At 47.1% G+C, this 25,206-nt stretch carries 24 protein-coding genes and 1 other RNA gene; 6 read left to right on the top strand and 19 right to left on the bottom strand.

From position 1 onward, the window contains the following. Positions 1-15: 15 nt before the first annotated feature. On the bottom strand, positions 16-1,455 hold the full coding sequence (locus ABV409_RS14130) for an ATP-dependent DNA helicase (RefSeq protein WP_353878269.1): 1,440 nt from the start codon (positions 1,453-1,455) through the stop codon (positions 16-18). 102 nt (positions 1,456-1,557) lie between these two features. Between ABV409_RS14130 and ABV409_RS14125 the strand changes: the two genes are divergently transcribed. The 3 genes from ABV409_RS14125 to ABV409_RS14115 are packed head-to-tail and all read left to right on the top strand — an operon-like array spanning position 1,558 to position 3,551. Further along, a complete protein-coding gene (locus ABV409_RS14125) occupies positions 1,558-2,205 on the top strand; it encodes a hypothetical protein (protein ID WP_353878268.1) in 648 nt (215 codons plus the stop codon). Next, entirely contained in the window at positions 2,186-3,013 is an 828-nt protein-coding gene (locus ABV409_RS14120) for a DUF3822 family protein (protein ID WP_353878267.1), read from the top strand. The genes ABV409_RS14125 and ABV409_RS14120 overlap by 20 nt, the downstream gene beginning before the upstream one ends. A 4-nt stretch (positions 3,014-3,017) precedes the next feature. Continuing rightward, complete coding sequence (locus ABV409_RS14115) at positions 3,018-3,551, top strand: RsmD family RNA methyltransferase (protein ID WP_353878266.1); 534 nt, start codon at positions 3,018-3,020, stop codon at positions 3,549-3,551. Here ABV409_RS14115 and rnpB read toward each other — a convergent pair. Further along, an RNA gene (gene rnpB / locus ABV409_RS14110) (RNase P RNA component class A) lies at positions 3,547-3,864 on the bottom strand. The two genes, ABV409_RS14115 and rnpB, sit on opposite strands and share 5 nt — an antisense overlap. Positions 3,865-3,970: 106 nt before the next feature. Between rnpB and ABV409_RS14105 the strand changes: the two genes are divergently transcribed. Next, the gene (locus ABV409_RS14105; RefSeq protein ID WP_353878265.1) at positions 3,971-5,770 is read left to right on the top strand and encodes a DNA polymerase III subunit gamma/tau; all 1,800 of its coding nucleotides are present in this window, start codon (positions 3,971-3,973) and stop codon (positions 5,768-5,770) included. Here the strand turns inward: ABV409_RS14105 and ABV409_RS14100 are convergent. From ABV409_RS14100 to ABV409_RS14070, 7 genes are read right to left on the bottom strand one after another with little or no spacing between them, the layout of a single operon-like run. Further along, positions 5,759-6,118, bottom strand: coding sequence for a transmembrane 220 family protein (locus ABV409_RS14100; protein ID WP_353878264.1), 360 nt, complete (start codon positions 6,116-6,118; stop codon positions 5,759-5,761). The genes ABV409_RS14105 and ABV409_RS14100 overlap by 12 nt on opposite strands. After that, entirely contained in the window at positions 6,115-7,494 is a 1,380-nt protein-coding gene (locus ABV409_RS14095) for an alkaline phosphatase family protein (RefSeq protein ID WP_353878263.1), read from the bottom strand. The genes ABV409_RS14100 and ABV409_RS14095 overlap by 4 nt, the downstream gene beginning before the upstream one ends. Continuing rightward, on the bottom strand, positions 7,495-8,685 hold the full coding sequence (eboE, locus tag ABV409_RS14090) for a metabolite traffic protein EboE (protein ID WP_353878262.1): 1,191 nt from the start codon (positions 8,683-8,685) through the stop codon (positions 7,495-7,497). It abuts the gene before it with no gap. Between the two features lies 1 nt (position 8,686). Next, entirely contained in the window at positions 8,687-9,844 is a 1,158-nt protein-coding gene (locus ABV409_RS14085) for a 3-dehydroquinate synthase (protein ID WP_353878261.1), read from the bottom strand. Between the two features lie 21 nt (positions 9,845-9,865). Beyond that, a complete protein-coding gene (eboC, locus tag ABV409_RS14080) occupies positions 9,866-10,753 on the bottom strand; it encodes a UbiA-like protein EboC (RefSeq protein ID WP_353878260.1) in 888 nt (295 codons plus the stop codon). Further along, positions 10,753-11,661 carry a TatD family hydrolase gene (locus ABV409_RS14075; protein WP_353878259.1) on the bottom strand — a complete coding sequence of 303 codons (909 nt, stop codon included), beginning with the start codon at positions 11,659-11,661 and terminating at the stop codon, positions 10,753-10,755. Before ABV409_RS14075 ends, eboC begins: the two co-directional genes overlap by 1 nt. Position 11,662: 1 nt before the next feature. After that, a complete protein-coding gene (locus ABV409_RS14070) occupies positions 11,663-12,520 on the bottom strand; it encodes an EboA domain-containing protein (RefSeq protein ID WP_353878258.1) in 858 nt (285 codons plus the stop codon). Between the two features lie 126 nt (positions 12,521-12,646). Here ABV409_RS14070 and ABV409_RS14065 point away from each other — a divergent pair, with 126 nt between their 5' ends. Continuing rightward, complete coding sequence (locus ABV409_RS14065) at positions 12,647-13,228, top strand: MiaE family protein (protein ID WP_353878257.1); 582 nt, start codon at positions 12,647-12,649, stop codon at positions 13,226-13,228. On the opposite strand, the gene ppk1 is transcribed toward ABV409_RS14065, so the two are convergent. The 8 genes from ppk1 to rpsA form a co-directional block, all read right to left on the bottom strand. Further along, positions 13,229-15,304, bottom strand: a complete 2,076-nt coding sequence (ppk1, locus tag ABV409_RS14060; protein ID WP_353878256.1) for a polyphosphate kinase 1 — start codon at positions 15,302-15,304, stop codon at positions 13,229-13,231. 1 nt (position 15,305) lies between these two features. Then, entirely contained in the window at positions 15,306-15,794 is a 489-nt protein-coding gene (locus tag ABV409_RS14055) for a SixA phosphatase family protein (protein ID WP_353878255.1), read from the bottom strand. Positions 15,795-15,796: 2 nt separating this feature from the next. Further along, positions 15,797-16,444: a pyridoxamine 5'-phosphate oxidase gene (gene pdxH / locus ABV409_RS14050; RefSeq protein WP_353878254.1), complete on the bottom strand. Its 648-nt coding sequence runs from the start codon at positions 16,442-16,444 to the stop codon at positions 15,797-15,799. 59 nt (positions 16,445-16,503) lie between these two features. Next, the gene (locus tag ABV409_RS14045) at positions 16,504-17,412 is read right to left on the bottom strand and encodes a ribonuclease Z (RefSeq protein ID WP_353878253.1); all 909 of its coding nucleotides are present in this window, start codon (positions 17,410-17,412) and stop codon (positions 16,504-16,506) included. Continuing rightward, on the bottom strand, positions 17,409-17,741 hold the full coding sequence (locus tag ABV409_RS14040) for a ribonuclease Z (protein ID WP_353878252.1): 333 nt from the start codon (positions 17,739-17,741) through the stop codon (positions 17,409-17,411). The genes ABV409_RS14045 and ABV409_RS14040 overlap by 4 nt, the downstream gene beginning before the upstream one ends. A gap of 1 nt (position 17,742) precedes the next feature. After that, complete coding sequence (locus ABV409_RS14035; RefSeq protein ID WP_353878251.1) at positions 17,743-18,669, bottom strand: aspartate carbamoyltransferase catalytic subunit; 927 nt, start codon at positions 18,667-18,669, stop codon at positions 17,743-17,745. 3 nt (positions 18,670-18,672) lie between these two features. Beyond that, positions 18,673-19,212 (bottom strand): bifunctional pyr operon transcriptional regulator/uracil phosphoribosyltransferase PyrR, encoded by a 540-nt coding sequence (pyrR, locus tag ABV409_RS14030; protein WP_353878250.1) that lies wholly within the window; start codon positions 19,210-19,212, stop codon positions 18,673-18,675. A gap of 112 nt (positions 19,213-19,324) precedes the next feature. Beyond that, positions 19,325-21,199 (bottom strand): 30S ribosomal protein S1, encoded by a 1,875-nt coding sequence (rpsA, locus tag ABV409_RS14025; protein WP_353878249.1) that lies wholly within the window; start codon positions 21,197-21,199, stop codon positions 19,325-19,327. Between the two features lie 258 nt (positions 21,200-21,457). Here rpsA and ABV409_RS14020 point away from each other — a divergent pair, with 258 nt between their 5' ends. Then, a complete protein-coding gene (locus ABV409_RS14020) occupies positions 21,458-21,838 on the top strand; it encodes a LysM peptidoglycan-binding domain-containing protein (RefSeq protein ID WP_353878248.1) in 381 nt (126 codons plus the stop codon). A 47-nt stretch (positions 21,839-21,885) separates the two neighbouring features. Here the strand turns inward: ABV409_RS14020 and cmk are convergent, their stop codons facing one another. Beyond that, positions 21,886-22,578, bottom strand: coding sequence for a (d)CMP kinase (gene cmk / locus ABV409_RS14015; protein WP_353878247.1), 693 nt, complete (start codon positions 22,576-22,578; stop codon positions 21,886-21,888). Positions 22,579-22,646: 68 nt separating this feature from the next. Continuing rightward, a complete protein-coding gene (gene lon, locus ABV409_RS14010; protein ID WP_353878246.1) occupies positions 22,647-25,097 on the bottom strand; it encodes an endopeptidase La in 2,451 nt (816 codons plus the stop codon). Between the last annotated feature and the right edge of the window lie 109 nt (positions 25,098-25,206).

Genomic DNA, 25,206 nt, shown 5'->3' with positions numbered 1-25,206 from the left:
TTCTACGAAATTAGCCTATTCGCCATCAAGAAAAAAATCATTCTTGAAACCGATCAGGTACAGTTTTTTGCGGGCCCGGGTAACGGCGGTATACAACCATCGCAAATAATCACGGTCGATACCGTTCGGCAAATAAGGCTGTTCGACGAACACCTGCTCCCACTGCCCCCCTTGTGACTTATGGCAGGTGACCGCATAGGAAAACTTCACCTGCAGGGCATTGAAATACCGGTTGTTCTTAACCCCCAAAAACCGTTTGTAGTTCGATTTTTCATGGGCATAATCCTGGGCCACCTCTTGATACAACCGATTGCCTTCCTCATAGGATAGCGAAGGGGATTCGGCATCGATGGTATCGAGCAGCAAAACCGTTTCAAAGGGTTTTTGATCGGGGTAATCGACCATTTTCACCTTGACCTCGGCAAAGGTAAACCCATACAGTTCCTTGATGCCGAACAACTCCAACACCTCGATGATATCCCCATTGGCGATGAACCCGGCCTCCGAATTCGGTCGCAGCCAGAAATAGTTGTTCTTCACCACCATCATATAGTCACCGGTGGCGATGGTGTTTTCCAAAAATAGGATGCGTTCGCGTATGTTCTTATTGTAGAGATTGGCCCTCTTGTTCGAGCGTACGACGATCACCGTTTCCTCGCGGCCGAATTCGGAATACGACCCATCGATGGCTTCTTGGATCTCATGGCCATCGATCAGTCTTACGATGTCCTTAAAAGGGTTTAGCCGGAATTGTAAGGTATCGAACAAACCCGCCTTTAATTGTTCCCTTATCAAGGTAGCGTTTTGTAGGATACCCGAATTTTCGGTCTGACGCATGACTTGGTTCAATTCGATGGTCTCGACTTCCTTGTTGTAATTCAGCGCCAATTTATTTTCGTCAAGTGCAGGGCTCAGTTCCAAACGCACTGGGGGCAATTGGGCCGTATCACCGATCAACACCAATTTGCAACCAAAGCCTGAATTCACATAAAAGATGAGATCGTCGAGCAAGGACCCATTTTCGAAAAGCTTGGAATCGGCAGGGGCATCGGGTATCATAGAGGCTTCGTCTACGATAAACAAGGTATGCCGATGCTTGTTCGGGGCCAAAACGAATTGTACCCCGCCCCCGGATTGCTTCTTGGGGAAGTATATTTTTTTGTGGATGGTAAAGGCCGTACTCGACGCATACCCGGTCATAACTTTTGCCGCACGGCCGGTCGGGGCCAATAACACGGCTTTTTTCTTGATATGCCATAAATGTTTCACCAAGGCACCGATCAAGGTGGTCTTTCCGGTACCGGCATACCCCTTGAGCAAAAAGATTTTATCGCTTTTTTTGGCCGTGGCGAAACCCGCTAATTTCTGCAGTGCGAAGCGCTGCATTTCAGTGGGTTCGAAAGGAAACTTTTCGAGTAAAATCCTATAAAAATCAGGGGTTTCGGGATGGCTCATAAGCATTCAAAGATAGCCATCATTTTTAAGTCAAAAACTTTTGTGATTCAAAAAAAATTGTAGATTTGTGAATAACCACAATTTCTAATTAACTCCTATAAAATGAAGACCATCTTACAAATAGTTCTCTGGTTGGTTTGCGGGCTACTGGCCTATTTGATCTATCAATCCGTCAACGCACCGATTGAATTCAAAAAAGTACGCCAAGAACGATTTTCCGCGGTTATTACCAAGCTTAAGGACATTCGGGATTCCCAAGAAGCTTACAAATCGGTAAATGGCAAATACGCTGCCAATTTCGAGAGTTTGATCAAATTCGTCGATACGGGCAATTACACCATCACCCAGCAGCGTGATTCTTCATTCATGAGATACAACAAAGTATACCAAATCGACTTGCAGGTCGACACGGTGATCATCGATACCTTGGGTATGGTAAAAGTAAAGGATTCGCTCTTCAAGAACGATGACAGTTACAAATCCATGATGGACGTGCCGTTCGCCCTGAACAACGAAAAATTCGAAATGAAGGCCGATATCATCAACAAAGGAGGTTATAATGCCCCAGTTTTCGAGGCCAAGGTGAAAAAGAACGTCGTACTTTCCGACCAGCCTAAAGACCTATTGGACCAAGAGAACGAACGCAATAGTGTTGAGGAGGTCAATGGAACCGAAATCAAGGTCGGGTCGATGACCGATGTCAGCACCAACGGGAACTGGCCCCCAATTTATGACAGAAAAGACAACTAATACCGAGATAGGGGCGACAGCTTCGCATCCGTATAAGAAACTGTCCATTCAAGTGAGCTTGAATGGACTTTCTTTTTGTATTATAGATACGATCGGCAATACGATCGAACGATCGGAAACCATCCCCTTCAAATCGGCTTCGACCCCCTATTTGGTCTTGAAAGAGCTCAAGGCCCAATTCGAGACCCATAAGGTGGCCGATGGGCAGTACGCCTCGGTTTCCGTAATCCACTGCAATGATTTCTATTGTCTGGTACCCCGCGCGCTGTTCCAAAAAGAGGAACTACCCAATTACCTGAAATTCAACACCAAACTATTGGCGAGTGATGAAATCGTTTTTGATGAACTCCCCAATTGCGAAATGAACTGTGTCTATGTTCCTTTTACGAACATCAACAACTACCTGTTCGACCTCTTCGGCCCTTTTGATTTTTCACACCAAAGTACCAATTTGATCCAGTTGCTGCTCAAACAGAAACCGAGCAACAAGGCGGTGTGCTATGTCCATATTGCGAACAGAAGTATGAGCCTTGCCGTCATTGAACAAAAAAAGGTATTGCTGTACAATCAATTCGAATTCGGCTCCAAAGAAGACCTGCTTTATTATGTCTTGTTCACTTACGAACAATTGCAATTGGATCCCGAAACCATCAAGCTACGCCTTTTCGGAGCGGTTGAAGATGGCGACGAGCACTTTTCGATTTGCCATGAGTACATCAAAAAGGTCGCGGTTTTCATGCCCCATGAAGGCCTGACCGATATGGGCATCGACCCAGAGCGATCCATTGATTTGACCCTTTTAGGCTGACGAAATGCGCATCATTTCAGGAACCCATCGCGGAAGGCGTATCCAAGCACCGAAAAAACTTCCCATTCGACCGACCACCGACATGGCCAAGGAAGGGCTGTTCAACATCCTTCAAAACCGACTTCATATCGCCTCCTTATCGGTATTGGACCTCTTCTCGGGTAGTGGGAACATCAGCTATGAATTTGCTTCCCGGGGTGCCGATGACATTACCGCTATCGATCAAAACATGCACTGTGTGCAGTTTATCAGCAAGACTTCGAAAACCTTAGGATTTTCGATCAAAGTCGTCAAAGCCAATGTTTTTGGATATTTGAAAAAGAACAACCTACACCAGCAGTTCATTTTTGCGGATCCGCCCTATAAGTTGTCCTTGGCGGAATTCGAGGAGCTGGTCGATCTTACGCTGCAACGGGCTACCGACCCCGAGGTGTTGGTGGTCATCGAGCATGCGGAGCAAACCGACCTGAGTACCCATCCCTATTTTGATGAAGCGCGAAAGTACGGGGGAAGCGTCTTTAGTTTTTTCAAAAAATAAAAGCAGGCCATAAGCCGGATTCTGTTCCGAAAGACCGAGGTCTACGGATCCTTATCATTTATCTGGACTTTTGGTTACCCAAAAGTTCGAACCGCCTACCCTCCGATTCGGGCGTGCCGCCCTCAAACATCGGTTTACATGGCGTTGCACCGTATAGAGTTTACCTGATTTCACTACAGCCGAACTGTACTTGCTTTCTGTTGCACTGGTCCTTCCCGATCAAATCGGGCGACGGGTGTTACCCGCTATACCGCACTGTGGTGTCCGGACTTTCCTCTCTTTTCACGAAAAGAGCGATAAGGTGGCCTGCAAGTGCAAATGTAGGTTGTTTTGTTAATAAAAAATAACAGTACGGCCCAGGTCAAAATCACTTTGGGCCATCCTATTTTTATATTTGTAGTTCACGAATTCGCATACCGTTGGAACCATTCATCGTATCGGCACGCAAATACAGGCCCCAGACCTTCAAGGATGTCGTTGGCCAAAAGGCCATTACGGATACCTTGACCAGTGCAATATCGAACGATCATCTGGCCCAGGCATTATTGTTCTGTGGTCCAAGGGGTGTAGGAAAAACGACTTGCGCCCGCATTCTGGCCAAAAAAATCAACCAGACCGGTTCGGAGTCCGCCGATGAGGATTTCGCTTTCAATATTTTCGAACTCGATGCGGCCTCGAACAATTCCGTTGACGATATTCGTAGCCTGATCGACCAAGTACGCATTCCGCCCCAGGTGGGATCATACAAGGTGTACATCATCGATGAGGTCCATATGCTATCGCAGTCGGCCTTCAATGCGTTTCTAAAGACCTTGGAAGAACCGCCAAAGCATGCGATTTTCATCTTGGCCACCACGGAAAAGCATAAGATCATACCCACGATCCTATCGCGTTGCCAGATTTTCGATTTCAAACGAATCACCATTGCCGATGCCGTAGGTTATCTGAAATATATCGCCACCGAACAGGGGGTCAATGCCGAAGAAGGCGCATTGCATATCATTGCCCAAAAAGCAGATGGTGCCATGAGGGACGCCCTATCGATTTTCGACCGGGTCGTCAGTTTTTCAGGAAAGGAACTTACCCGAAAAGCCGTAACCGAAAATTTGAACGTTCTTGATTACGATACTTATTTTCAGGCGACGGATTTTATCTTAGATCAGGCCATCCCTGATTTATTATTGCAGTTCAATACCATTCTGGCCAATGGTTTTGACGGCCATCATTTCGTTATTGGCCTGGCTTCGCATTTTCGCGATTTGATGGTTTGCCAACACGAAAAAACCCAGGCGTTGTTGGAAGTCGGATCCGATGCGCGGCAGAAGTACCTTGAGCAATCAAAAAGGACGTCAAAGGCCTTTTTGCTCCAAGCCTTGGAATTGGCCAATGAAGCAGACTTGAAGTATAAGGCCAGTAAAAACCAACGCCTGTTGGTCGAACTCTGCTTAATGCAAATGGCCTCAATTTCATTCGAGGTCGAAAAAAAAAAAGCTAACGCCATAATCCCGGCGAGGGTTTCCAAGGCGGCCCCTCGAGAACAAGCCGCCCCGGTCTCTCCCCAAATTCCTTCCATTCCGGAACCTGTTAGCCCCCAACCGCCCCAACCGGCGGATACAGCACCTCATGAAGCTTCCGTTCCGACTTTGGAGAAGGAGCCCCATACCGAAATACCGCAGGCCACCCAAGAAGCACCATCATCGGAAGTCGACCCGGGCCAAACCGTTGGGGAACTTCCAAAAATCGAATTGAACCCATCGAACAAAAGGGTATCCGGCTTGTCCATATCCAGTCTGAAGACAAGAAAAGAACATAAGAATACCGTTAAAGAACAAGCCGATGCGGCCCAATTACCCGAAATGCCTTTTGATTTGGCCAGCATGCAACAGCATTGGAACGACTATGTGGCACTGATCGACGGAAAAGGGCAAAAGATCATGGCTTCCAACCTTCAGACGGATACGCCGAAGCTTAAGGATGCCCATACGATTTGGATCGAATTGCCCAACAGCACCATGAAAAAGGAAGTTGAACGGGGTCAGGGCGGTCTATTGACCTATCTGAGGGAAAAACTGCAGAACTATGCCATAACCTTAACGGTCACGGTGAATGAGACCGTTGCGCAAAAATTCGCGTTTACCCCTGAAGAAAAATACGAAAAACTCAAGGCCAAAAACCCGGCCATCGAACTGCTACGTAAAGAATTCGATCTAGACCTGTGAGGTACGGCCCTTCCAAATGCGAACGGCATAAATACCCATAAGCAGTGCAGCGATCAACATCCCAAAGGCCTCACGACCTCTTTCAATATTGACAATATCGCCTTCACCAATGGTAAAACCCTCGAATTTTTCGGGCCAATTGTAAATGCCCATCCCAAGGTAAAACCCAAATAAGAACAGGGCCCATAACAATTTCATTCGGTTGAGTGCGAAGAGCAGGGAAGCCAAGGCCGCCATTCCGTAAATAACGTACCATCGGTAGGCATCGGGATCATTGTATTGTACGGCAGCCGCATAGATAAACAGCGCTGCAAAAACGAATCCTAATATTTTAAAGAAGTTGTTCATGTCGGTCGGTTCAAAATCCGTAACAAATTACTAAAAACTTCGGTGGCCTCGATACATTCGGATTCCAATATATCTTTGACATCGGTCATGAACACCGGATAATCTTCGGTGGAATCGGGAATCCGCCCATGGGATCCCTTGACCAATTCGGCCTGCAAGGGAATAACATCCATCACCGTTCGAAATCCCATTTTCTTTTTAAGGAGTTTCCAAAGGATCTTGGGCATTACGAACGGGTCTTTCGGGTCGACGAACATTTCAACGGGATCGTATCCGGGTTTTTTGTGGATGTCGACCATTCTGGCATAATCGGGTGCCTTCGCATCATCCGTCCAAAAATAATAGGTGAACCAAGAGTGGTTATCCGAGACCACTACAATATCACCACTTCTGGAATGCGCGAGCCCCTGCTCGACGAGTTCGGAGGCCGTCCATACCTGTTCGACTCCAGGGGTTGCTTGTAAAACGGCGATAACCTCGTCCATAATCGATCTGTCGTTAAGGTAAATATGGGCCAATTGATGATCGGCTACGGCAAAGGCTTGACTGGCTCCACAGTCCAATAATTCGAGTCCACGCTCAACCCGGGTGGCCAACCAACCCTGCTCCCGAAAAACGCGATTCAAATGAACGGGGCGATCTACATCGGTTATACCGTATTCCGATAGCAATACGACTTGGGTTTCCTTTTCACGGTAATAGGTGACCAGGCCTTCGACCACCTCATCGATTTCGTTCAAATCTTTGGCGATTATCTTGAAATCAACGCCATGGCGTTGGATGTTATAATCGAGATGGGGCAGATAAATCAGGGTCAGGGTAGGATCGTGCCAAGTATCGGTCAGCATCGCGGCATCGGCGATCCATCGGCTGGAGGCGATGGATGTCTTCGGCCCCCAAAAATTGAATAGCGGAAAAGTCCCCAATTCGTTTTGAAGGCGGGTTCGAAGGTCAGCAGGATGGCTATAGACATCAGGGATCTTTCGACCATCGGCCAAGTAATTCGGCCGGGGGGTCACACTGAAATCGACCGTTGAATACATATTATACCACCAGAAATGGTTGGCACAAGTGAATTCGGGATCTTCGGATTTCAATTGCTCCCAAAGTTTCGGGGCCGTGACCAGTTTGTTGGATTGCCGCCAGAATTTGACCTCACATTCGTCTTTGAAATACCAACCGTTGCCGACGATTCCGTGTGTAGCAGGTCGGGTTCCGGTCAAATAGGTCGACTGGGCCGTACAGGTCACTGCCGGTACAACGGGAGTGACGGTTGCCAGGGTACCCGAGTCCATGAAACTTTTGATAAAGGGGGTATGTTCCCCGATCAGTCGGGGGCTTAAACCCACCACATTTATGACAACGGTCTTTTTCAATTATAGTTTTTTGATCAACCAATCCAATTCGCGTACGATACTATCGACCAAATCGAATTTTAAGCCATCCGGTAGTACGTCCCAAGTATAGGTTTCCACTTCAAGATGATCACAAATGTCGGAATCTTTCAGACAATCCAGTGTTTCCAAAATCTGGTCTTGGGTAGCACCTAACATCCCAAAATCCTCTAAGAAAATCGGCACATGGAAATGGGCCCTTAATTCTTTTCCGGTATCGGATTTTCCCAACACCTCGGTTAAATCGGCATAGGTGACCACTTTTCCGTCCCGTTTTTCAGTAACCTGATGGAGATAGGTCGGCTCATCGAAGGCCGACAAGGCCTTCCAAATTCCGTCAACATCCCCATCCAGCCTTATCTTCAAGGCTGAACTTACCTGGATCTTACCGATATTGATGCCTTGTTCCTTAAAAGCCTTGAACGTTCGTTCAGGCGCTTCGTAGGCCAAGGAAAAATGACATACGTCGTAACATACCGTAATGTACCTTTTTACCAAATATGCCGCCTTTTCGGGGTCGAAACCGTACTCTTTTCCGAACCGTTCTTGACCCTGCGGCACCAAATAGTCCTTGAAAAAAGCGATCACTTCGGCACTATTCTCCAAAATTCCATCCGGTTCCGGTTCGATGGCCAGATTTAAATAACGCCCTGATGCTTGCTCCGTTCGATATAACTGAACGGCCAGCTCGAGCATATGGTCTGCACCGGTCCGCATTGCCGCTTCTTTGGCCTCAGGCGTTTCAAACCAATGTTTGTAACTTATCGGAGAGGTAGAAATACTGCCGTCCAAACCTTTAGGCAGTACATGGGCCAACTGTTCAAATAGCCTTTGGGTATAGTGTACGCGCGACATGGTGGTCCAATCAGGTTGATGCACCTTGTCTTTTACCCTTTCGTTATGGAAATTGCCATAGGGGAACCCATTCATGGTATAGACATAACAGCCTTCATCAAGCAACCATTGCTTGAATTCCTGAAGATGGGTTCCTTGTTCCAGTTCTTCACTGGCACGGTTGGAAAGTCGCAATCCTAGCCCGAAATCGGTATCGGGGGCTATGCGTTGTTTGACTTTGGGTACGTTGGCCTTAAGGTGTGCGAAGGTCACTTCCCAATTCTCACCGGGGTGTATGTTGGTGCAATAGGACACGTGGAAACGATCGGAAATCAGCATATTAACACGATAGTTCTTCTTTTTTCCCGCTTCGTACCGCTATGGCTTCGCGCATCTTGGTATGATCGATCTCATGCACATCGTGTTGTTTACCGATTCCTGATATCAGCGTAATGGTAAGTCTGCCCCCGAGATGCTCCCTGAATTCTTCCAATCCTTTCAACAATTCGTCACAATCGTTATCGGATTCAATCGGCAAGCGGATGTCGAAACCGACCGTTTCAAAAACCTCGAGTATCAAATCCATGGTCGCTCCGTCGATCAATCCGACCGCATGGCTGTAGGTCACGTCCAAGGCGATGCCCATGGCTACCGCTTCGCCATGGCGCAGATTGTAAGCGGTCATCTGCTCTAATTTATGGGCAGCCCAATGGCCAAAATCAAGCGGTCTTGAGGAACCACTTTCAAAAGGATCTCCATTACCGGCAATATGGTCCATATGGATTTCGGCACAGCGATGGATCAAAGTCTGCATGGCCTCTTTATCACGTTCTGCCAAGGCGTTGGCATTGGTTTTTATAAAATCAAAAAAATCGGAATCCTTGATCAAGGCCACTTTAATCGCCTCGGCGATGCCCGATATCCAATCCCGTTGTTCCAACGTTGCCAAAAACGAGTAGTCATTGATAATGGCGTATGGCAGGGCGAAAGTGCCCAGAAAGTTTTTCTTTCCGAAGGCGTTGATACTGTTCTTGACCCCCACTGAGGCGTCGTTCTGTGCTAAAACGGTCGTGGGTACACGGATCAACTTCACCCCCCGATGGGCGGTATTCGCAGCATACCCGACCATGTCGATCAAGGCACCACCACCAACGGCCACGACAAAGGAATGTCGGCAGATGCCCCGGTCATTGATCGCAGCGAGTACTTGTGCTATGGCTTTGGGTTCGTTTTTACTTGCTTCCCCACCGGTTAAGACCAAGGTGTCGCGCAATGCGATTGCTTTAGCATGGGTTTCGCAGTAGCGATCGATTTTGCGGATCAATCTGGGGTGGGCCTCGACCACGCCATCATCCACCACGAACAGCACTTTCGTCGGCGTTGCCCCTTCCGTTTCCAACAAGGATGCCAATAGCCTGTTGCCCGTATCGAACAATCCGTCGGTAAACTGCAGGCTGTATTGGTAATCGACCGTGAATTTTTTTGTTATTGCTTTCATCATCGCCCCGAATCGAAAAATTTAAGTTACGGCAAATATTTTGGCCAGCGCAAAGGATAGGGGAAGCAATAAAAGCATTGCGACTCCAAAATACCAATCCGTGTAGGCCGTTGCCATTGCAGCATCCAAAATGATGATGGATAAAACCCCGGCTTTCACCGCTTTCTTGATGTTGGTCGGTGAATTCACCTTAAAACTACGCCCCAAGGGTATCAATACCATCAAAGCGAAAACCACTAAAAACGGCATTGCCGTTATCCAACCATCGGCATACTGCAGATGTACATAGGTAACGTACAAAATGACCAAAGCATATAGCAAACCGGCAAGAATGATGTTTTTTTTGTTGTTTCCATGTACCTCACCCCTTGAAACCAAGGTAACCGCCCCGATAAAGAACAAAGGCACCAAGGCATAGGGCCATTGTTCCAGATTTCCTAAAAAGCCAATTCCCAAGAGCAGGTTCAGAGCGCGACACAGGCCCATATTGACCGGGCCGAGAAAGGCATGGTTTTTTGAGAACGCATCGTAGAGCACGATTGAAACGGCCAAGGCAAGTGCGATACCACCGCAAAGCTTACTGGTCCAAAAGGCCAAAGCGACCCCAAGAACCAACATTACAAACCCGAACAAAGCGGCATTTGATTTTGATACAAGTCCACTAGGGATTGGGCGTTCGGGTCTTTCAACGGCATCCAACCGGGCATCGAAAACATCGTTTAAAACGACACCTCCGGCATATAAGAATATGGAGGCCAGTACCAAAAAACCGATTTCGGTCAAGGAGCTATCCACAATGCCCGTGGCATCGAATGTACCGGCCAACGCCATACCGGCCAAGATATCGGCCGCAGCGGTGGGTAGATTCGCAGGCCTGCATAGCCTTAAGTACCCCAAAAAAACGTCCATCAAGAAATGCTATCGTTCTCCACCTTGGGCGCCTGACCCCGAAGTACACTATTGTCGTGGAACAATTTTCGTTGATCGATAGCCTCAGCGTTCAACCAATGTTCTTCTTTCATCTTTCCGGATTTACCGAACATGTCCAACGCATTTTGATAGCAAGTCTTGACCACATCCTCACGGTCAATACCCCTATTGAGCATCAAATTGGCTGTTTTCGGAACTGCCAAGGGATCACTCACGCCCCAATCGGCCGAACTGTCTACGATGATGTTGGTACTTCCGAAACGCCTGACCACCTCGACCATGCGCTCATTTCCCATTTTGGTCTTAGGGTAAATGGTGAAAGCCGCGATAAAACCGCGATCCAAGACTTCTTGTACCGTTTCTTCATTGTTGTGGTCTATGACCACGTTCGAAGGATCCAGGCCGTGTTCCAAACACACCTCCATACTTTTGATAGTACCCGCCTTCTTGTCGCGGTGTGGGGTGTGTACCTGAACCAACATGTTGAATTCCTTGGCCAATTCCAATTGCTCCCTGAAATATTTGTCTTCGGCCGGACTTTGGTCGTCATAGCCGATCTCGCCGATGGCGACCACCCCTTCTTTGTGTAAGTACAAGGGTAAGAGTTCCATGACCTGTTCGGCCAAGGCCTCGTTATTCGCCTCTTTGGAGTTCAAACCGATGGTACAATAGTGTTTGATACCGAATTGGCTGGCCCGAAAGGGTTCCCAGCCCACCAAACTACTGAAGTAGTCTTGGAAAGATCCGATTTGGGTTCGCGGTTGCCCCAGCCAAAAGGAGGGTTCGATAACCGCAACGACCCCTGCAGCAGCCATGGCCTCATAGTCATCCGTGGTGCGGGAGGTCATATGAATATGCGGATCGATAAAATGTAAGGTTTCTTTCATATCAATTTTTAAAATTTTCCCAGGTAAATTGTGCCGTTTCCATGGCGTGTTTCAATTCAGGGTGTGCATCCAATAAAGTCGTGGCCCCTTCATGCCCAGATCGTTTGCAAACCAAAGCCGCCGCCCTATTTTCAGCTAGCGAGCCACTTTGGAACAAACGCTCCATATCTTTCAATAGTACGGAATCGATATAGGGCGAGGTCGGTCGCCAGATTTCGGGGTCAATGGTACGATGGGCAGCCCATCGTTCATGGGCATAGTCCGAAATAATCCGTGTTAAATTCGCATTCGCACGTTCTTCGACCCCTTGGATGTTCCCCAAATCACGTTGCATGAAAGCCGCTTTCAGGTACATCTGGTTCCACTGCTGTTCGTCGAAATGCGCAGCCGGATACGGATTGTTCAATGCTATGGCGTCGAAAATGGTAGCAACATTCGTGCGCAGGGCTTCAACAGCCACAAAATGATAGTCTTCAGGTTCTGGTAAAAACACCAGATATTTCAAGAAGGTAGCAAGCTCGTCATTGTCGGCCACTTCGATCAATTTCGCCACTTTGTCTTTGAAAAAAGAGCTATCGGCATGCAAGACTTGAATCAACAGCAACAAGCGTGAAAGTTCAGCATAGGTGGTGGCATGGGTTTCCAAGTAGTTCCGCAATTGCCCATTGGGCATTCCCTCCAATGCGATAGGATCTTTCGATACTTTGGTACTGCATAGACTGTGGGTGACATATAGCTTTCGGGCCGACCTTTCATCAATAATGGATCGCACCTGTCCATCGAACCAATTTTTGGTTTCGGCAGCTATATTTCGTTCAAAAACCAAGACTATTTCTTGGTACAGATCCTGATAAGGCATTGAAGCTGTTTTACCCATAACCGAAGGGGGAGGTTATGCACTACAAATATAACCATAGCCTTAGGATTTTGTTCCATCATGCAACCCAATAAGCGTATCTTTAGCGGTAAAAAGCCGTTTGATCATATGTTGGGACTTAAATTACCGACCGACCCGAGATGGGTGAATATCGTCGAAAAGAACATTGAGGAAATCTTGACCGACCACGCCTATTGCGAACAAAAGGCCGCCAGCACTGCCATTTCGCTGATTATCGGTTTTCCGGAAAAATCGGAATTGGTGAAGGAAATGACCGCATTGGCACGTGAGGAAATGGGGCATTTCAATATGGTACATGACAAGCTGTTGGAGCGTGGCTGGATTTTGGGTCGCGAACGAAAGGATGAGTATGTCATCGCCTTGATGCGGTTTTTCCCGAAAGGGGGAAGCCGTGAAACCCATTTGGTCCACAAACTCCTTTACGCTGCCCTGATCGAAGCCCGCAGCTGTGAACGTTTCCGATTACTCTCGGAAAACATCAACGACCCTGAATTGGCCGATTTTTATCAAAAATTAATGGTCAGTGAAGCCAACCACTACACCATGTTCTTAAAGTTCGCTAGAAAATATGGAGTGCGCGAAGAAGTCGACCAAAAATGGCAAGACCTTTTGGCCTATGAGGCCGAACTGATGAAAAGCTTGGGCAAGAAAGAGACCATGCACGGCTGATCACTTCTTTTTCAAATAGTAATCGTATAGCGCGAATTGCGATCTGACCTTCGGTTTATCATCGTCCTTATAGGCATTGTCCTGTTTTTTGGAGAATACGCGCGCCTTGATGTTGTCGTCCCAACTGATTTGGAAGGTATCAAGGAGTTCTTGTTTGACTTCCGCATCGTAAATCGGGCAACCAACCTCGACCCGGTAATCCAAATTCCGGGTCATCCAATCGGCTGAAGAAATGTAGACCTTGGGGTCGCCACCATTGCCGAAAATGAACAAACGGGGGTGCTCTAAAAATTTATCGACCACACTAATGGCCTCGATGTTCTCGCTCATGCCCTCCACGCCGGGAATCAAACAACAGATACCGCGAATGATCAATTGGACCTTCACCCCTGCCCTACTGGCCTCATACAATTTATCGACCATCTTGTAGGAGGTAAAGCTGTTCATCTTGATCTTAATGTAGGCTTCCTTGCCGACCAAGGCATTGGCGATTTCATTATCGATCAGCTTGCTAAAGGCATTCTTCGTATAATGGGGTGAGACGATCAGATGTTTGTATTTGTTGATCTTGTAGGTCGTTTCAAAAAAGCCGAACACCTTGTTCAACTCCTTGAGAATACCATCATGGGCAGTAAACAGCGTATAATCGGTATAGATCTTTGCTGTTGACTCATTGAAATTACCCGTACTGATGAAACCGAAACGCTTCACACTATTCCCTACTTTTCGTTCGACCACACAAATCTTGCTGTGGACTTTCAGTCCGGGTACCCCGAAAATCAAACGAATGCCTTCTTCTTGAAGTCGATTGGCGTATTTGATGTTCGCTTTTTCATCGAATCGGGCTTGCAATTCGATCTGTACGGTAACCTGCTTCCCGTTCTTGGCCGCATTGATCAAGGCCGCGGCTACTTGCGAATCATTGGCCAAGCGGTAGACCGTGATCTGTATGGTTTTGACCATGGGATCTAAAGCAGCTTCCTTCAAGAACTTGATCACATACGCATAGGTGTGGTACGGGGTGTAGATCATATAGTCCTTTTTCGATATCCGGTCGAAAATACTGCCTTCAAGACTAAGGCCCTTTACCGGTAGAGGCGTGATTTTCTCGTAGAGTAGATCGGTTCTTCCCAAACTCGGAAAGCCCATGTAATCGCGTCGGTTATGATACCTACCCCCCGGAATGATACTATCGGTCTCCCCAATCCCCATTTTTTCCCTCAGATACCGAAGCGTATCGATTTTGATGCGTTTGTCATAAACAAAGCGGACCGGATTGCTGATTTTACGGTGCTCTACACTAGATGAGATCTTTTGGATAAAACTCTTGCTCAAATCATTATCGATATCCAATTCGGCATCCCGGGTGATCTTGATCATATGGGCAGAGATCTCCGTGTAATCGAACATGGTAAAGATGCTATCCAGGCAGTACCGGATCAAGTCATCCAAAATCATGATGTAATTCTGCCCGTCTACTTCGGGCAACACCACGAACCGATCGACACCTTTCGGTATTTCGATCAAGGCATATTGAATATCACTACGCTTCCGTAAAAAGCCATTCGATTCCTTTCTCAAGGCCATCCGTACCGCCAAATAGGCCGCGGTATCCTTTAAAACGGGGAACTCACGAAGGTTGTTCAAAATGATAACCGTAAGCTCAGGGTTTACTTTTCGGATGAAATAATCCTTGATAAAATTCTCGTGGTCATCGACCACTTGGGACTCGTCAACAATAAAGATGTTCTCCGTGGCTAGCTCCCGTTCAATGGCTTTTAATATCTCTTGGCTTTTAGCTTGTTGGCTAATGACTATTTTGGTGATTTCTTCCAATAGATCCTTTGCCACCTGTCCTCCCAGGACGCTTTTACCACTTTTTCCGGCATCGACGATCCGTTTGACCGTGGCGTAACGGACTTTGAAAAACTCGTCGAGGTTGTTGCTGAAAATCCCCAAAAAACGAAGACGTTCGATCAAGGGCACATCCTTATCGGCACTTTCTTGTAGTACCCGGTCGTTGAAATGCAACCAGCTGATCTCTCTATTGATGTATTCGTTGTCGGGTCTCGTCATGTTATTTCAATTGTTTAGGAAAAATGGTTTTTCGGGTTTGGCCATCGGCCAGATCCTTCCAGTGCTCGATTTCGAAATCGATCTTGACCATACCACTCGTGGGTACGTTTTCAATATACTTATTCCCCAGCTGATTGACCAGGTTCGTAAAGGCATAATTATGCCCAAAAACCATGACCGTGGTCAAGGTATCGGGTAGGCTTTTCAAAAAATCGAATAGCTCGGCCCCTGAAAAATCATATACGCGCGATGTTACTTTGACCAATCCCAAATCGAGCTCCAAACGTCGCATTATGATCATACAGGTATGCAGTGCCCTATTGGCAGGGCTTGAGAATACCGCATCGATATCAAGGCCAAGTGATTTCATCTCTTGGGCTACCAAATGGGCATCTTTGATACCCCGTTCCTTTAATGGCCTGTCTTTATCGTTGACCTCAAGTTCCCAAGACGATTTGCCGTGTCGTACAAAAATGATATGCTTCGCCATTTCTAAGGTTGTAAACGTTCTAGGTTCCAATTCAAATCTTCCATCAAGGTATACCGCAATCTATCGTGAAGTCGATTCGGCCTACCCTGCCAAAATTCAATCGAAACCGGTCGCACCAAATACCCACCCCACCACTCGGGTCGTTCGATAGGTTGGCCTTGGTGTGTATCTTCGAGCTCGGCCAATCGTTCTTCGAGCAGTTCACGACGGGCAATCGGGGCACTTTGTTCCGATACCACCGCACCCAATTGGCTGCCCCGAGGCCGCGATTCAAAATAGCCATCGGAAAGGTTGGCCGCGATTTTCGAAGCCGATCCCTTGATGATGACCTGGCGTTCCAAGGCTTGCCAGAAAAAAGACAAGCCGACCGCCGGGTTTGCTGTAATGGCCTTCCCTTTCTCACTGTTGTAATTGGTGTAGAAAACAAAGCCCTCATGAGTGAACTTTTTCATGAGCACCACACGGTTCTTCGGGAAACCATCCAACCCAATGGTCGAAACGGTCATGGCGTTCGGTTCTTCGGGTCCGTCAAAAGCTTCGACTTCATAGAACCATTGCTGGAACAACTGCATGGGATTATCCGGAACATCCTGTTCCGATAGCGCGCTTTTGTCATACGATTTGCGATATGCCCCTAGGTCTTTTTCCATTGCAGTCGGTATCTATACAAAGTTCAACAAAAGAAGGCAGAAGCAAAAACGGAAAGGCCTTATTTCAGTTCAAAAACTTTTCCGTCTTCGGCCAGTGCAACGTTTTCGAAGACTTTTTCGGCTTCCTCGTAGAAAAGATCGATCGATTTGTAGCGGGTGGAATAATGCCCTAGGATCAATTTGCCCACTTGGGCTTTTTTGGCGATCATGGCCGCCTGTTTGGCAGTGGAGTGCTTGGTCTTGGCGCATAAATGTGCATCGGCTTCCAAAAAGGTCGATTCATGATAGAGCATGTCTATCCCCTTCAACTGCATGACCAAAGGTTCGTGATAGGCGGTATCACTGCAGAATGCGTAGCGCTTCGGGGGCGGGGGGTCCAAAGTCACTTCCGAATTCGCGATGGTCGTACCATCTTCAAGAACCACGCTTTTCCCATTTTTGATGTTGTTGAACTGGCTTTTGTCGATACCATAAGAAACCGCGGCCTCATGGTTTAAGGTGCGTTTCGCCGGTTTCTCTTCAAAGAGGAAACCATTGGTATACACCCTATGTACCAAGGGTACCGTGGTGACGGTAAGGGTATCGTCTTCAAAGATCACGGTAGGCTCGCTACCTTCCAACTCATGGAAATACAAAGGATAATTCGTCCAAGAATCCCCTAATTTGAGTAACATGGTAATGGCTTGCTTGATCCCTTTTGGCCCATATACGTGCAGTTCCTTTTCCCTTCCCAACAGGCGAAAGGTCGAAATGAGGCCAGGCAATCCGAAGAAATGATCGCCATGCAAGTGGGATATGAAAATGTGTTTTATTCTAGAAAACTTGACTTTTCGCTTTCGCAATTGCACCTGCGTACCCTCGCCACAATCGATCAAAAACATGTGGTTCCTGATTTCCAAAAGTTGGGCCGTAGGGTTGGTCAACGTGCGGGGTGTGGCCGAATAGCAGCCGAGAATCGTCAATTTCATAGACCAAGGTCGCGCTCGATTTCCTCCATTTCGATCAGGTCTTTGGCCTCTTGTATCGTGGGAACCAGGCAAATCGATTCCGGAACGGCATCATAGGACACCCGATCGGTCACCAAAACAAAGGACTTTTTTGCATTTCGGTGCTTGGCCGATAATTCAAGGAATTCGAGAACATCATTGGCCGACAAGGTATCGAACGAAAAGAGGTTCACGATGATATGATCGTTTTTTAGCTGTTCGTATGCCCCGTTCAAATTGGATAAAAAAGTGGCAAGGTCACTATGCTCTTGGAGCACGATAGTGGTGTTGCCTTCTTTATCGAAAATCATCTTATTTTATTTTTGAAGCGAGCAGATAAATTACCGCCATGCGTACCGCAACGCCGTTTTCTACTTGCTCTAAGATAATCGATTGTTGTGAATCGGCCACATCACTGGTTATTTCGACGCCTCTATTGATCGGTCCTGGGTGCATGATCACGATTTCCTTGTCCAAACTATCGAGCAATTCACGATCGACACCATATTGTTGGGTATATTCCCTGGTGGTCGGAAAGTAACTGATGGCCATGCGCTCGTTCTGTACCCGGAGCATATTGGCCACATCACACCATTGCAAGGCTTTTCTCAAATCGGTCTCTACCTTGACCCCTAAGCCATTGATGAATTTCGGTATTAAAGTTTTTGGCCCGCATACCATGACTTCGGCCCCAAGCAATTGCAGGGCGAAAATATTCGAAAGGGCCACCCTTGAATGCAGGATATCACCGACGATAACCACTTTTTTGCCCGCCACTTCGCCGAATTTCTCCCGAATCGAAAACGTATCGAGCAATGCTTGGGTCGGGTGTTCATGGGCCCCGTCACCAGCATTGACGATCGCGGCGTTCACATGTTGCGATAAGAAGACCCCGGCTCCGGGGTTCGGATGGCGCATGACGACCATGTCAACCTTCATCGAAAGGATGTTGTTGACCGTATCGATCAAGGTCTCTCCTTTCTTAACCGACGATTGGGATGCCGAAAAATTCACCACATCGGCAGACAACCGCTTTTCGGCCAGTTCAAAGGAAAGTTTCGTTCGCGTACTGTTTTCAAAAAAGATATTGGCAATCGTGATATCACGTAAGGTAGGTACCTTTTTTATCGAACGGTTGATGACTTCTTTGAAATGATCTGCGGTTTCGAAAATGAGATCGATATCCGATTTGTTCAGATATTTGATCCCCAGTAAATGCTTTACGCTCAATTCGCCCATAACCTACTCGCTGACTAAATAAACCACATCCTCGCCCTCGTTTTCCTGCCAGAGCACTTTTACCTTTTCTTCATTAATGGCATCGACCTGCCTCCCCCTATAATTGGGTTGGATGGGCAAATGCCGACTAAAGCGCCGGTCGATCAATGTCAACAGCTCGATTTCAATCGGTCTACCGAACGATTGTACGGCTGTCAATGCGGCACGAATGCTACGACCGGTATACAGTACGTCGTCTATAAAGACTACTTTTTTATCTTCTACGAGAAAATCTATTGAGGTGGCATTGGCCTGTAATGTCTTTTCGCCCCTCCTGAAATCATCGCGATAAAAAGTGATATCGAGCGATCCCAAATCGATGTTCTTGACCTTGTAGTCCTCTTTAAGGATCTTTGCCAATCGATTGGCCAAAAAAATGCCGCGTGGCTGAAGTCCGATGAGTACGGTATCACTAAAATCCAAGTGGTTCTCAAGCAATTGACAAGCCAAACGATGCAGGATGATGTTGATTTCTTTTGCCGATAGAAGAATGCGTTGGCTCATGGATGATTTCCGCCTGTTTGGAGTACAAAAGTAATCAATTCTTAAGAACCGAAAACAAAAGAGCCCTTGGCACAAGACCAAGGGCTCAAAGTATTGGGTTTAAGGGAAAGCCTTACTTTTTAGCGTCGGCTTCCATCTTATCCTTCAACGCTTGTAGTTGGGCGTTCGCATCACCAATGGTGGGTGCGGACTCCTCAGCGGATGCTGCCATTTTCTTTCTGGCAGATCTAACGTTGCGTTCTTCTTGCTCCCTGAATATCGCCGTATGGCTGGCAACGACCCTTTTGAAGTCTTTGTTGAATTCAATGATCTTGAAATCCACTTCTTCTCCTTTGGTCAATTTCTTGCCATCTTCCTTCTCCATATGACGGGAAGGGATGAATCCGACGATGTCATCGTTAAAGGCAACCGTGGCCCCTTTGTCAACGATTTCGGAAACCGCTGCTTTGTGAACGGTTCCTTCAGCGAATTCGGTCGAGTACTTATCCCATGGATTCTCGGTCGTCTGCTTGTGGCCCAAACTCAATTTTCTGCCATCAACATCCAATTCCAATACTTCCACTTCCAAAGTATCACCTACGTTTACGAATTCTGATGGGTGTTTGATCTTACGTGTCCATGAAAGGTCTGAAATGTAAATCAACCCGTCGATACCTTCTTCCATTTCAACAAAGACACCAAAGTTGGTGAAGTTGCGAACGATACCTGAGTGGCGTGAACCTACAGGATATTTAGAAGTGATATCGGTCCATGGATCTGGAGATAATTGTTTGATCCCCAAAGACATCTTGCGGTCTTCACGATCCAGGGTCAATACTACCGCGTCGACTTGATCGCCAACTTTGACGAAATCTTGGGCCGAACGCAAGTGGGTAGACCATGACATTTCAGAAACGTGGATCAAACCTTCGACGCCTTCGGCAACTTCGATAAAGGCACCGTAATCGGCAATGACCACGACTTTTCCTTTGACTTTGTCACCGATCTTGATCTCATCACCCAAGGCATCCCAAGGATGTTTCTCCAACTGCTTAAGACCCAATTGGATCCTTGATTTGTTATCATCGAAATCCAAGATAACGACATTCATCTTCTGGTCAAGTTCAACAACCTCGTTCGGGTGGTTGATACGGCTCCAAGAAAGGTCGGTGATGTGGATCAATCCATCAACACCACCCAAGTCGATAAAGACACCGTAAGAAGTAATGTTCTTGACGACCCCTTCCAAGACCTGTCCTTTTTCAAGTTGACTGATGATCTCTTTCTTCTGTTCTTCGATATCGGCTTCGATCAATGCTTTGTGCGAAACAACGACGTTCTTGAACTCGTGGTTGATCTTGACCACTTTGAATTCCATATTCTTACCGACGTATTGATCGTAATCCCTGATCGGCTTGACATCGATCTGCGAACCTGGCAAGAAAGCCTCGATTCCGAAGACATCGACGATCATTCCCCCTTTGGTCCTGCACTTGACGAAACCTTGGACGATTTCTTCTTTGTCATGGGCATCGTTGACACGATCCCAAGCCATGATGGTTCTTGCCTTTCTGTGCGATAGAACCAATTGCCCGGTTTTGTCTTCCCTGATATCAATAAGTACTTCGACGGTATCACCGACCTTTAGGTCAGGATTGTATCGAAATTCGTTCAATGAGATGACCCCTTCCGATTTCGCGTTGATATCGATGATCGCCTCACGATCGGTCATGTGTACGACCTTCCCCTTGACAACCTCTGAATCAGCCGTATCGACAAAATTCTCTTCGACGAGCTTTTCGAACTCGTCCAATTTTTTGTCATCGACCTTTTCGATACCTTCTTCGTACTTGTCCCAATCAAACTGGGCAAGAAACTCTTTTGGGTCTTGTTTCGGTTCTGCTTTGGTTTCTTTGCTTGTGCTACCGCCTTCTTGAGTAGTTTCGGCGGTCTGTGTTGCAGTTTCTTCGGCTGCAGGTGCTGCCGCTGCTTTTTTTTCTTCAGCCATGTGCTGACGTTTTTTGTATCCTACGGGCTCACGAGAGTCGGTAAAAGACCGCAGAAGTGATTCATCTTGTTTTTCAAATTCCTTTTCCTCTCGTGTTTTACCGGAAAAGGAGTGCAAAAATACAACTAATTTCCGGGTTTACAAACCTTTGGGACACAAGGTACTATCCCACTACCCCATTCCCGAAAAAAATAGGAGTCATTGTGACTTTTATAAGTATCTTGTGTCAAAGAATTAAACACAAAACTTTAGAGCATTATGAGCGCAAAAGCAAAATATCAAGCCGTATTGGAGCTTGGCCAACAATTGGGTATCAAAGGAGGCGACGTTTCCGAGGACGGAGGCGTATTGAAGATTAAAGGAGAAGCGGCCACCCCATATGAAAAGAACGTCATCTGGGATAAAATCAAGGAAATCGGAGGCGATAGTCCTTCCGATATCAAAGCCAATATTACCGTTGGGGACGACTCCGTCTATCACCGCCACACAGTTAAAAGCGGGGAGTCGTTGAGCAAAATCGCCAAACATTACTACGGCGATCCGATGAAGTACCAGGCGATTTTCGAGGCGAATACGAATATTTTGAAGAATCCGGATTTGATCCATCCTGACCAGGAGCTGGTGATCCCGAACTTATAAATTACCAGAAACACCGTTTCCATTCAAGGCATCCCACTAGGATGCCTTTATTGTTTATCGATGATCCGTAAAGCGAAATTATGGATGCGTTCGAACTGTTCTTCCAACCCCATATCACTATTATCGAATTCAATGGCGTCATCGGCCCTGCGGAGGGGAGAAACTTTGCGGTGTGAATCGATATAATCGCGTTCCTTAACGTTCATCAACACTTCGTTGTAGCTGACCTGCTCACCACGATCCAACAGTTCCTTGTAACGTCGATGTGCACGGGTCTCGGGTGATGCGGTCATAAAGATCTTCAATTCAGCATCCGGGAAGACCACGGTGCCGATATCACGACCGTCCATAACGATGGCCTTGTCCAGTCCCATTTTTTGTTGCTGTGCCACTAATTGTTCGCGTACCGCTTCGATGGTGGCTACTTTACTGACCGAGCGCGAGACTTCCATTGTACGGATCTTTGGTTCAAGATTTTCCCCATTCAGGTAGATATCGGAGCGCCCGGTATTCGAATTCGGTTTGAATTGAAGGTTCAAGTCAGGCAGCGCTTCCAATAATGCCTTTACTCCGGCTTCCGTTTCGATAGCGATCTTTTCGTTCAAGACCCACCAGGTAATCGCGCGGTACATGGCACCGGTATCGACATACACATAGCCTAGGGCATTGGCCAATTGTTTCGCAATGGTACTTTTCCCCGTAGAGGAATATCCGTCAATTGCAATAGTGATTTTATGCATCGTCCAAAAATAGGGAATGCTTCACGAATATGCAGTGTTGGATCGCCCCTTTCTAAAAAAAGGTGTTTTTACAAGGTTTTGGCCTTTTTCACCTTCTGCTTGGTAATGGCCAACGCGATGACATCGCTCATGTCCGATACATAGTGGAATTGCAATCCCTTTAAATATTCCGCCTTGATTTCCTGGATGTCCTTTCTATTGTCTTCGGAAAGGATGATCTCTTTGATCCGTGCCCTTTTGGCGGCGAGGATCTTCTCTTTGATTCCACCGACCGGAAGCACTTTGCCCCTTAAGGTGATCTCGCCGGTCATGGCCAAGCTCTTTTTTACCTTTCGTTGGGTGAATAACGACACCAAGGAAGTCAGCATGGTAATACCGGCACTTGGGCCGTCTTTCGGGGTCGCGCCCTCAGGCACGTGGATGTGTACGTTGTACTTATCGAATACTTCGGGATCAATACCGAATTCATTGGCGTTCGATTTGATATATTCCATAGCAATGGTCGCCGATTCCTTCATCACCTTTCCGAGGTTCCCGGTGATATTCAAGCTCCCTTTTCCTTTCGATAATATCGATTCGATGAAAAGGATATCGCCCCCAACACTGGTCCAGGCCAATCCGGTGACCACACCGGCCACTTCGTTGTTCTCATATTTATCACGTTCTAAACGCGGGGGGCCCAACACCTCGTCGATGGTAGCGTTCGATACCTTGACATCATAGGTTTCTTCGATAGCGATGTTCTTGGCGGCGTACCGCACCATTTTGGCCAATTGCTTTTCAAGACTACGCACTCCCGATTCGCGGGTGTAGCCTTCCACGATTTTTTCCAACTGCGGTTTTGCGATCTTCAAATGGGCCGTATCGAGGCCGTGTTCTTCCAACTGCTTTGGCAACAGGTGTTTTTTCCCGATCTCCACTTTTTCCTCTATGGTATACCCGGTCACATTGATAATTTCCATTCGATCACGCAAAGCGGGTTGTATGGAACCTAAATTGTTCGCAGTGGCAATGAACATGACTTTCGAAAGGTCGTATCCCATTTCGAGGAAGTTATCGTAGAATTCGTTGTTCTGTTCCGGGTCGAGCACTTCGAGCATGGCCGAAGAAGGATCACCTTGATGACTGGCACCCAATTTATCGATCTCATCCAAAATAAATACCGGATTCGACGTGCCCGCTTTCTTGATGCTCTGCACGATACGGCCGGGCATCGCCCCGATATAGGTTTTTCGATGGCCCCTGATCTCGGCTTCGTCACGTAATCCGCCCAAAGACATCCTCACATACTCCCTTCCAAGGGCTTCGGCAACCGATTTCCCCAACGAGGTCTTCCCTACTCCTGGAGGGCCATATAGGCAAAGGATGGGTGATTTCATATCATTACGCAGTTTCAATACCGCTAGATATTCGATAATCCGTTTCTTGACATCTTCCAATCCATAATGGTCGCGGTCCAGAATCTTCTGGGCGCGTTTAAGGTCGAATTTGTCTTTGGAGTATTCATTCCATGGCAGGTCTAGGAAAAGGTCCAGATAATTGCGTTGGATGGAGTATTCGGCAACTTGTGGGTTCATCCGTTGCATTTTGGCCAATTCCTTTTCAAAATGCGTTTTCACCTTCTTGCCCCACTTTTTCTTCTGGCCCCGTTCGCGCATCTCGTCGACCTCTTCTTCATAAGAAATACCGCCTAGCTCTTCTTGTATGGTCTTCATCTGCTGGTGCAGGAAATACTCGCGCTGCTGCTGATCCATATCGTGACGCACCTTGGATTGGATATCGTTCTTCAACTCCAATTTTTGAAGTTCGGTATTCATGTACTTCAAGGTGGTTAGCGCACGTTCTTGCAGGTTTTGGATCTCAAGTAGGTTTTGCTTTTCGGCCACACCTAAATTCAGGTTCGAGGAAACGAAATTGATCAAAAACGAATTGCTTTGGATATTCTTGATCGCAAAGGTCGCTTCAGATGGGATGTTCGGATTGTCTTTGATGATCTTGAAGGCCAATTCTTTGATCGAGTCGATGATGGCGATGAATTCCTCATCGTTTTGATCGGGGCGCACCTCTTCAGCTTCGCGGATGGTCGCGGTCATATAAGGTTCTTCGGTAATCACCTGCGAGATCTCGAACCGTTTCTTTCCTTGGATGATGACCGTGGTATTGCCATCGGGCATTTGCAGCACCCGCAAGATCCGGGCCACCGTGCCCAGCGTATTGATATCGTTAACCCCAGGATTCTCGGTTTCTTCATCCTTTTGTGAAACCACTCCAATGGTCTTGGAACCGTTGTTGGCGTCTTTGATCAAATTGATCGATTTATCACGGCCGGCTGTTATCGGGATAACCACCCCCGGAAAAAGAACGGTATTGCGTAAGGGCAGCACCGGCAAGGTCTCCGGTAACACCTCATTGTTCATTTCCTCTTCATCTTCAGGGGTCAACAACGGAATCAACTCGGCTTCTTCATCGATACCCTGTAAAGACATATTGTCAAAATTCGTAAACTTCAATTCTCCCATACATTCGTTTTCGGCCATTCTGTCATTCAATCAAGGCCATTTTAGGTTGCATCATTGGCGGCCTTTTCGGTTCAAACCCTTGTAAATCGGGCCTTATCATGAAAACACC

This window comes from Flagellimonas algarum, assembly GCF_040513375.1.
Classification (GTDB): domain Bacteria; phylum Bacteroidota; class Bacteroidia; order Flavobacteriales; family Flavobacteriaceae; genus Flagellimonas_B; species Flagellimonas_B algarum.
Note: the sequence above shows the minus strand (reverse complement) of the source record. Positions and strands in the feature narration are given on the sequence as shown.

Coding starts and splice junctions, on each gene's coding strand:
- rpsA (WP_353878249.1), bottom strand. CDS start 21,199: ATGGCTGAAGAAAAAAAAGCAGCGGCAGCACCTGCAGCCGAAGAAACT.
- ABV409_RS14065 (WP_353878257.1), top strand. CDS start 12,647: ATGTTGGGACTTAAATTACCGACCGACCCGAGATGGGTGAATATCGTC.
- eboE (WP_353878262.1), bottom strand. CDS start 8,685: ATGCTGATTTCCGATCGTTTCCACGTGTCCTATTGCACCAACATACAC.
- eboC (WP_353878260.1), bottom strand. CDS start 10,753: ATGGACGTTTTTTTGGGGTACTTAAGGCTATGCAGGCCTGCGAATCTA.
- ABV409_RS14070 (WP_353878258.1), bottom strand. CDS start 12,520: ATGCCTTATCAGGATCTGTACCAAGAAATAGTCTTGGTTTTTGAACGA.
- ppk1 (WP_353878256.1), bottom strand. CDS start 15,304: ATGACGAGACCCGACAACGAATACATCAATAGAGAGATCAGCTGGTTG.
- ABV409_RS14055 (WP_353878255.1), bottom strand. CDS start 15,794: ATGGCGAAGCATATCATTTTTGTACGACACGGCAAATCGTCTTGGGAA.
- ABV409_RS14085 (WP_353878261.1), bottom strand. CDS start 9,844: ATGAAAGCAATAACAAAAAAATTCACGGTCGATTACCAATACAGCCTG.
- ABV409_RS14040 (WP_353878252.1), bottom strand. CDS start 17,741: ATGATTTTCGATAAAGAAGGCAACACCACTATCGTGCTCCAAGAGCAT.
- ABV409_RS14115 (WP_353878266.1), top strand. CDS start 3,018: ATGCGCATCATTTCAGGAACCCATCGCGGAAGGCGTATCCAAGCACCG.
- pyrR (WP_353878250.1), bottom strand. CDS start 19,212: ATGAGCCAACGCATTCTTCTATCGGCAAAAGAAATCAACATCATCCTG.
- ABV409_RS14130 (WP_353878269.1), bottom strand. CDS start 1,455: ATGAGCCATCCCGAAACCCCTGATTTTTATAGGATTTTACTCGAAAAG.
- ABV409_RS14075 (WP_353878259.1), bottom strand. CDS start 11,661: ATGAAAGAAACCTTACATTTTATCGATCCGCATATTCATATGACCTCC.
- ABV409_RS14100 (WP_353878264.1), bottom strand. CDS start 6,118: ATGAACAACTTCTTTAAAATATTAGGATTCGTTTTTGCAGCGCTGTTT.
- ABV409_RS14120 (WP_353878267.1), top strand. CDS start 2,186: ATGACAGAAAAGACAACTAATACCGAGATAGGGGCGACAGCTTCGCAT.
- ABV409_RS14035 (WP_353878251.1), bottom strand. CDS start 18,669: ATGGGCGAATTGAGCGTAAAGCATTTACTGGGGATCAAATATCTGAAC.
- ABV409_RS14125 (WP_353878268.1), top strand. CDS start 1,558: ATGAAGACCATCTTACAAATAGTTCTCTGGTTGGTTTGCGGGCTACTG.
- lon (WP_353878246.1), bottom strand. CDS start 25,097: ATGGGAGAATTGAAGTTTACGAATTTTGACAATATGTCTTTACAGGGT.
- ABV409_RS14020 (WP_353878248.1), top strand. CDS start 21,458: ATGAGCGCAAAAGCAAAATATCAAGCCGTATTGGAGCTTGGCCAACAA.
- pdxH (WP_353878254.1), bottom strand. CDS start 16,444: ATGGAAAAAGACCTAGGGGCATATCGCAAATCGTATGACAAAAGCGCG.
- cmk (WP_353878247.1), bottom strand. CDS start 22,578: ATGCATAAAATCACTATTGCAATTGACGGATATTCCTCTACGGGGAAA.
- ABV409_RS14045 (WP_353878253.1), bottom strand. CDS start 17,412: ATGAAATTGACGATTCTCGGCTGCTATTCGGCCACACCCCGCACGTTG.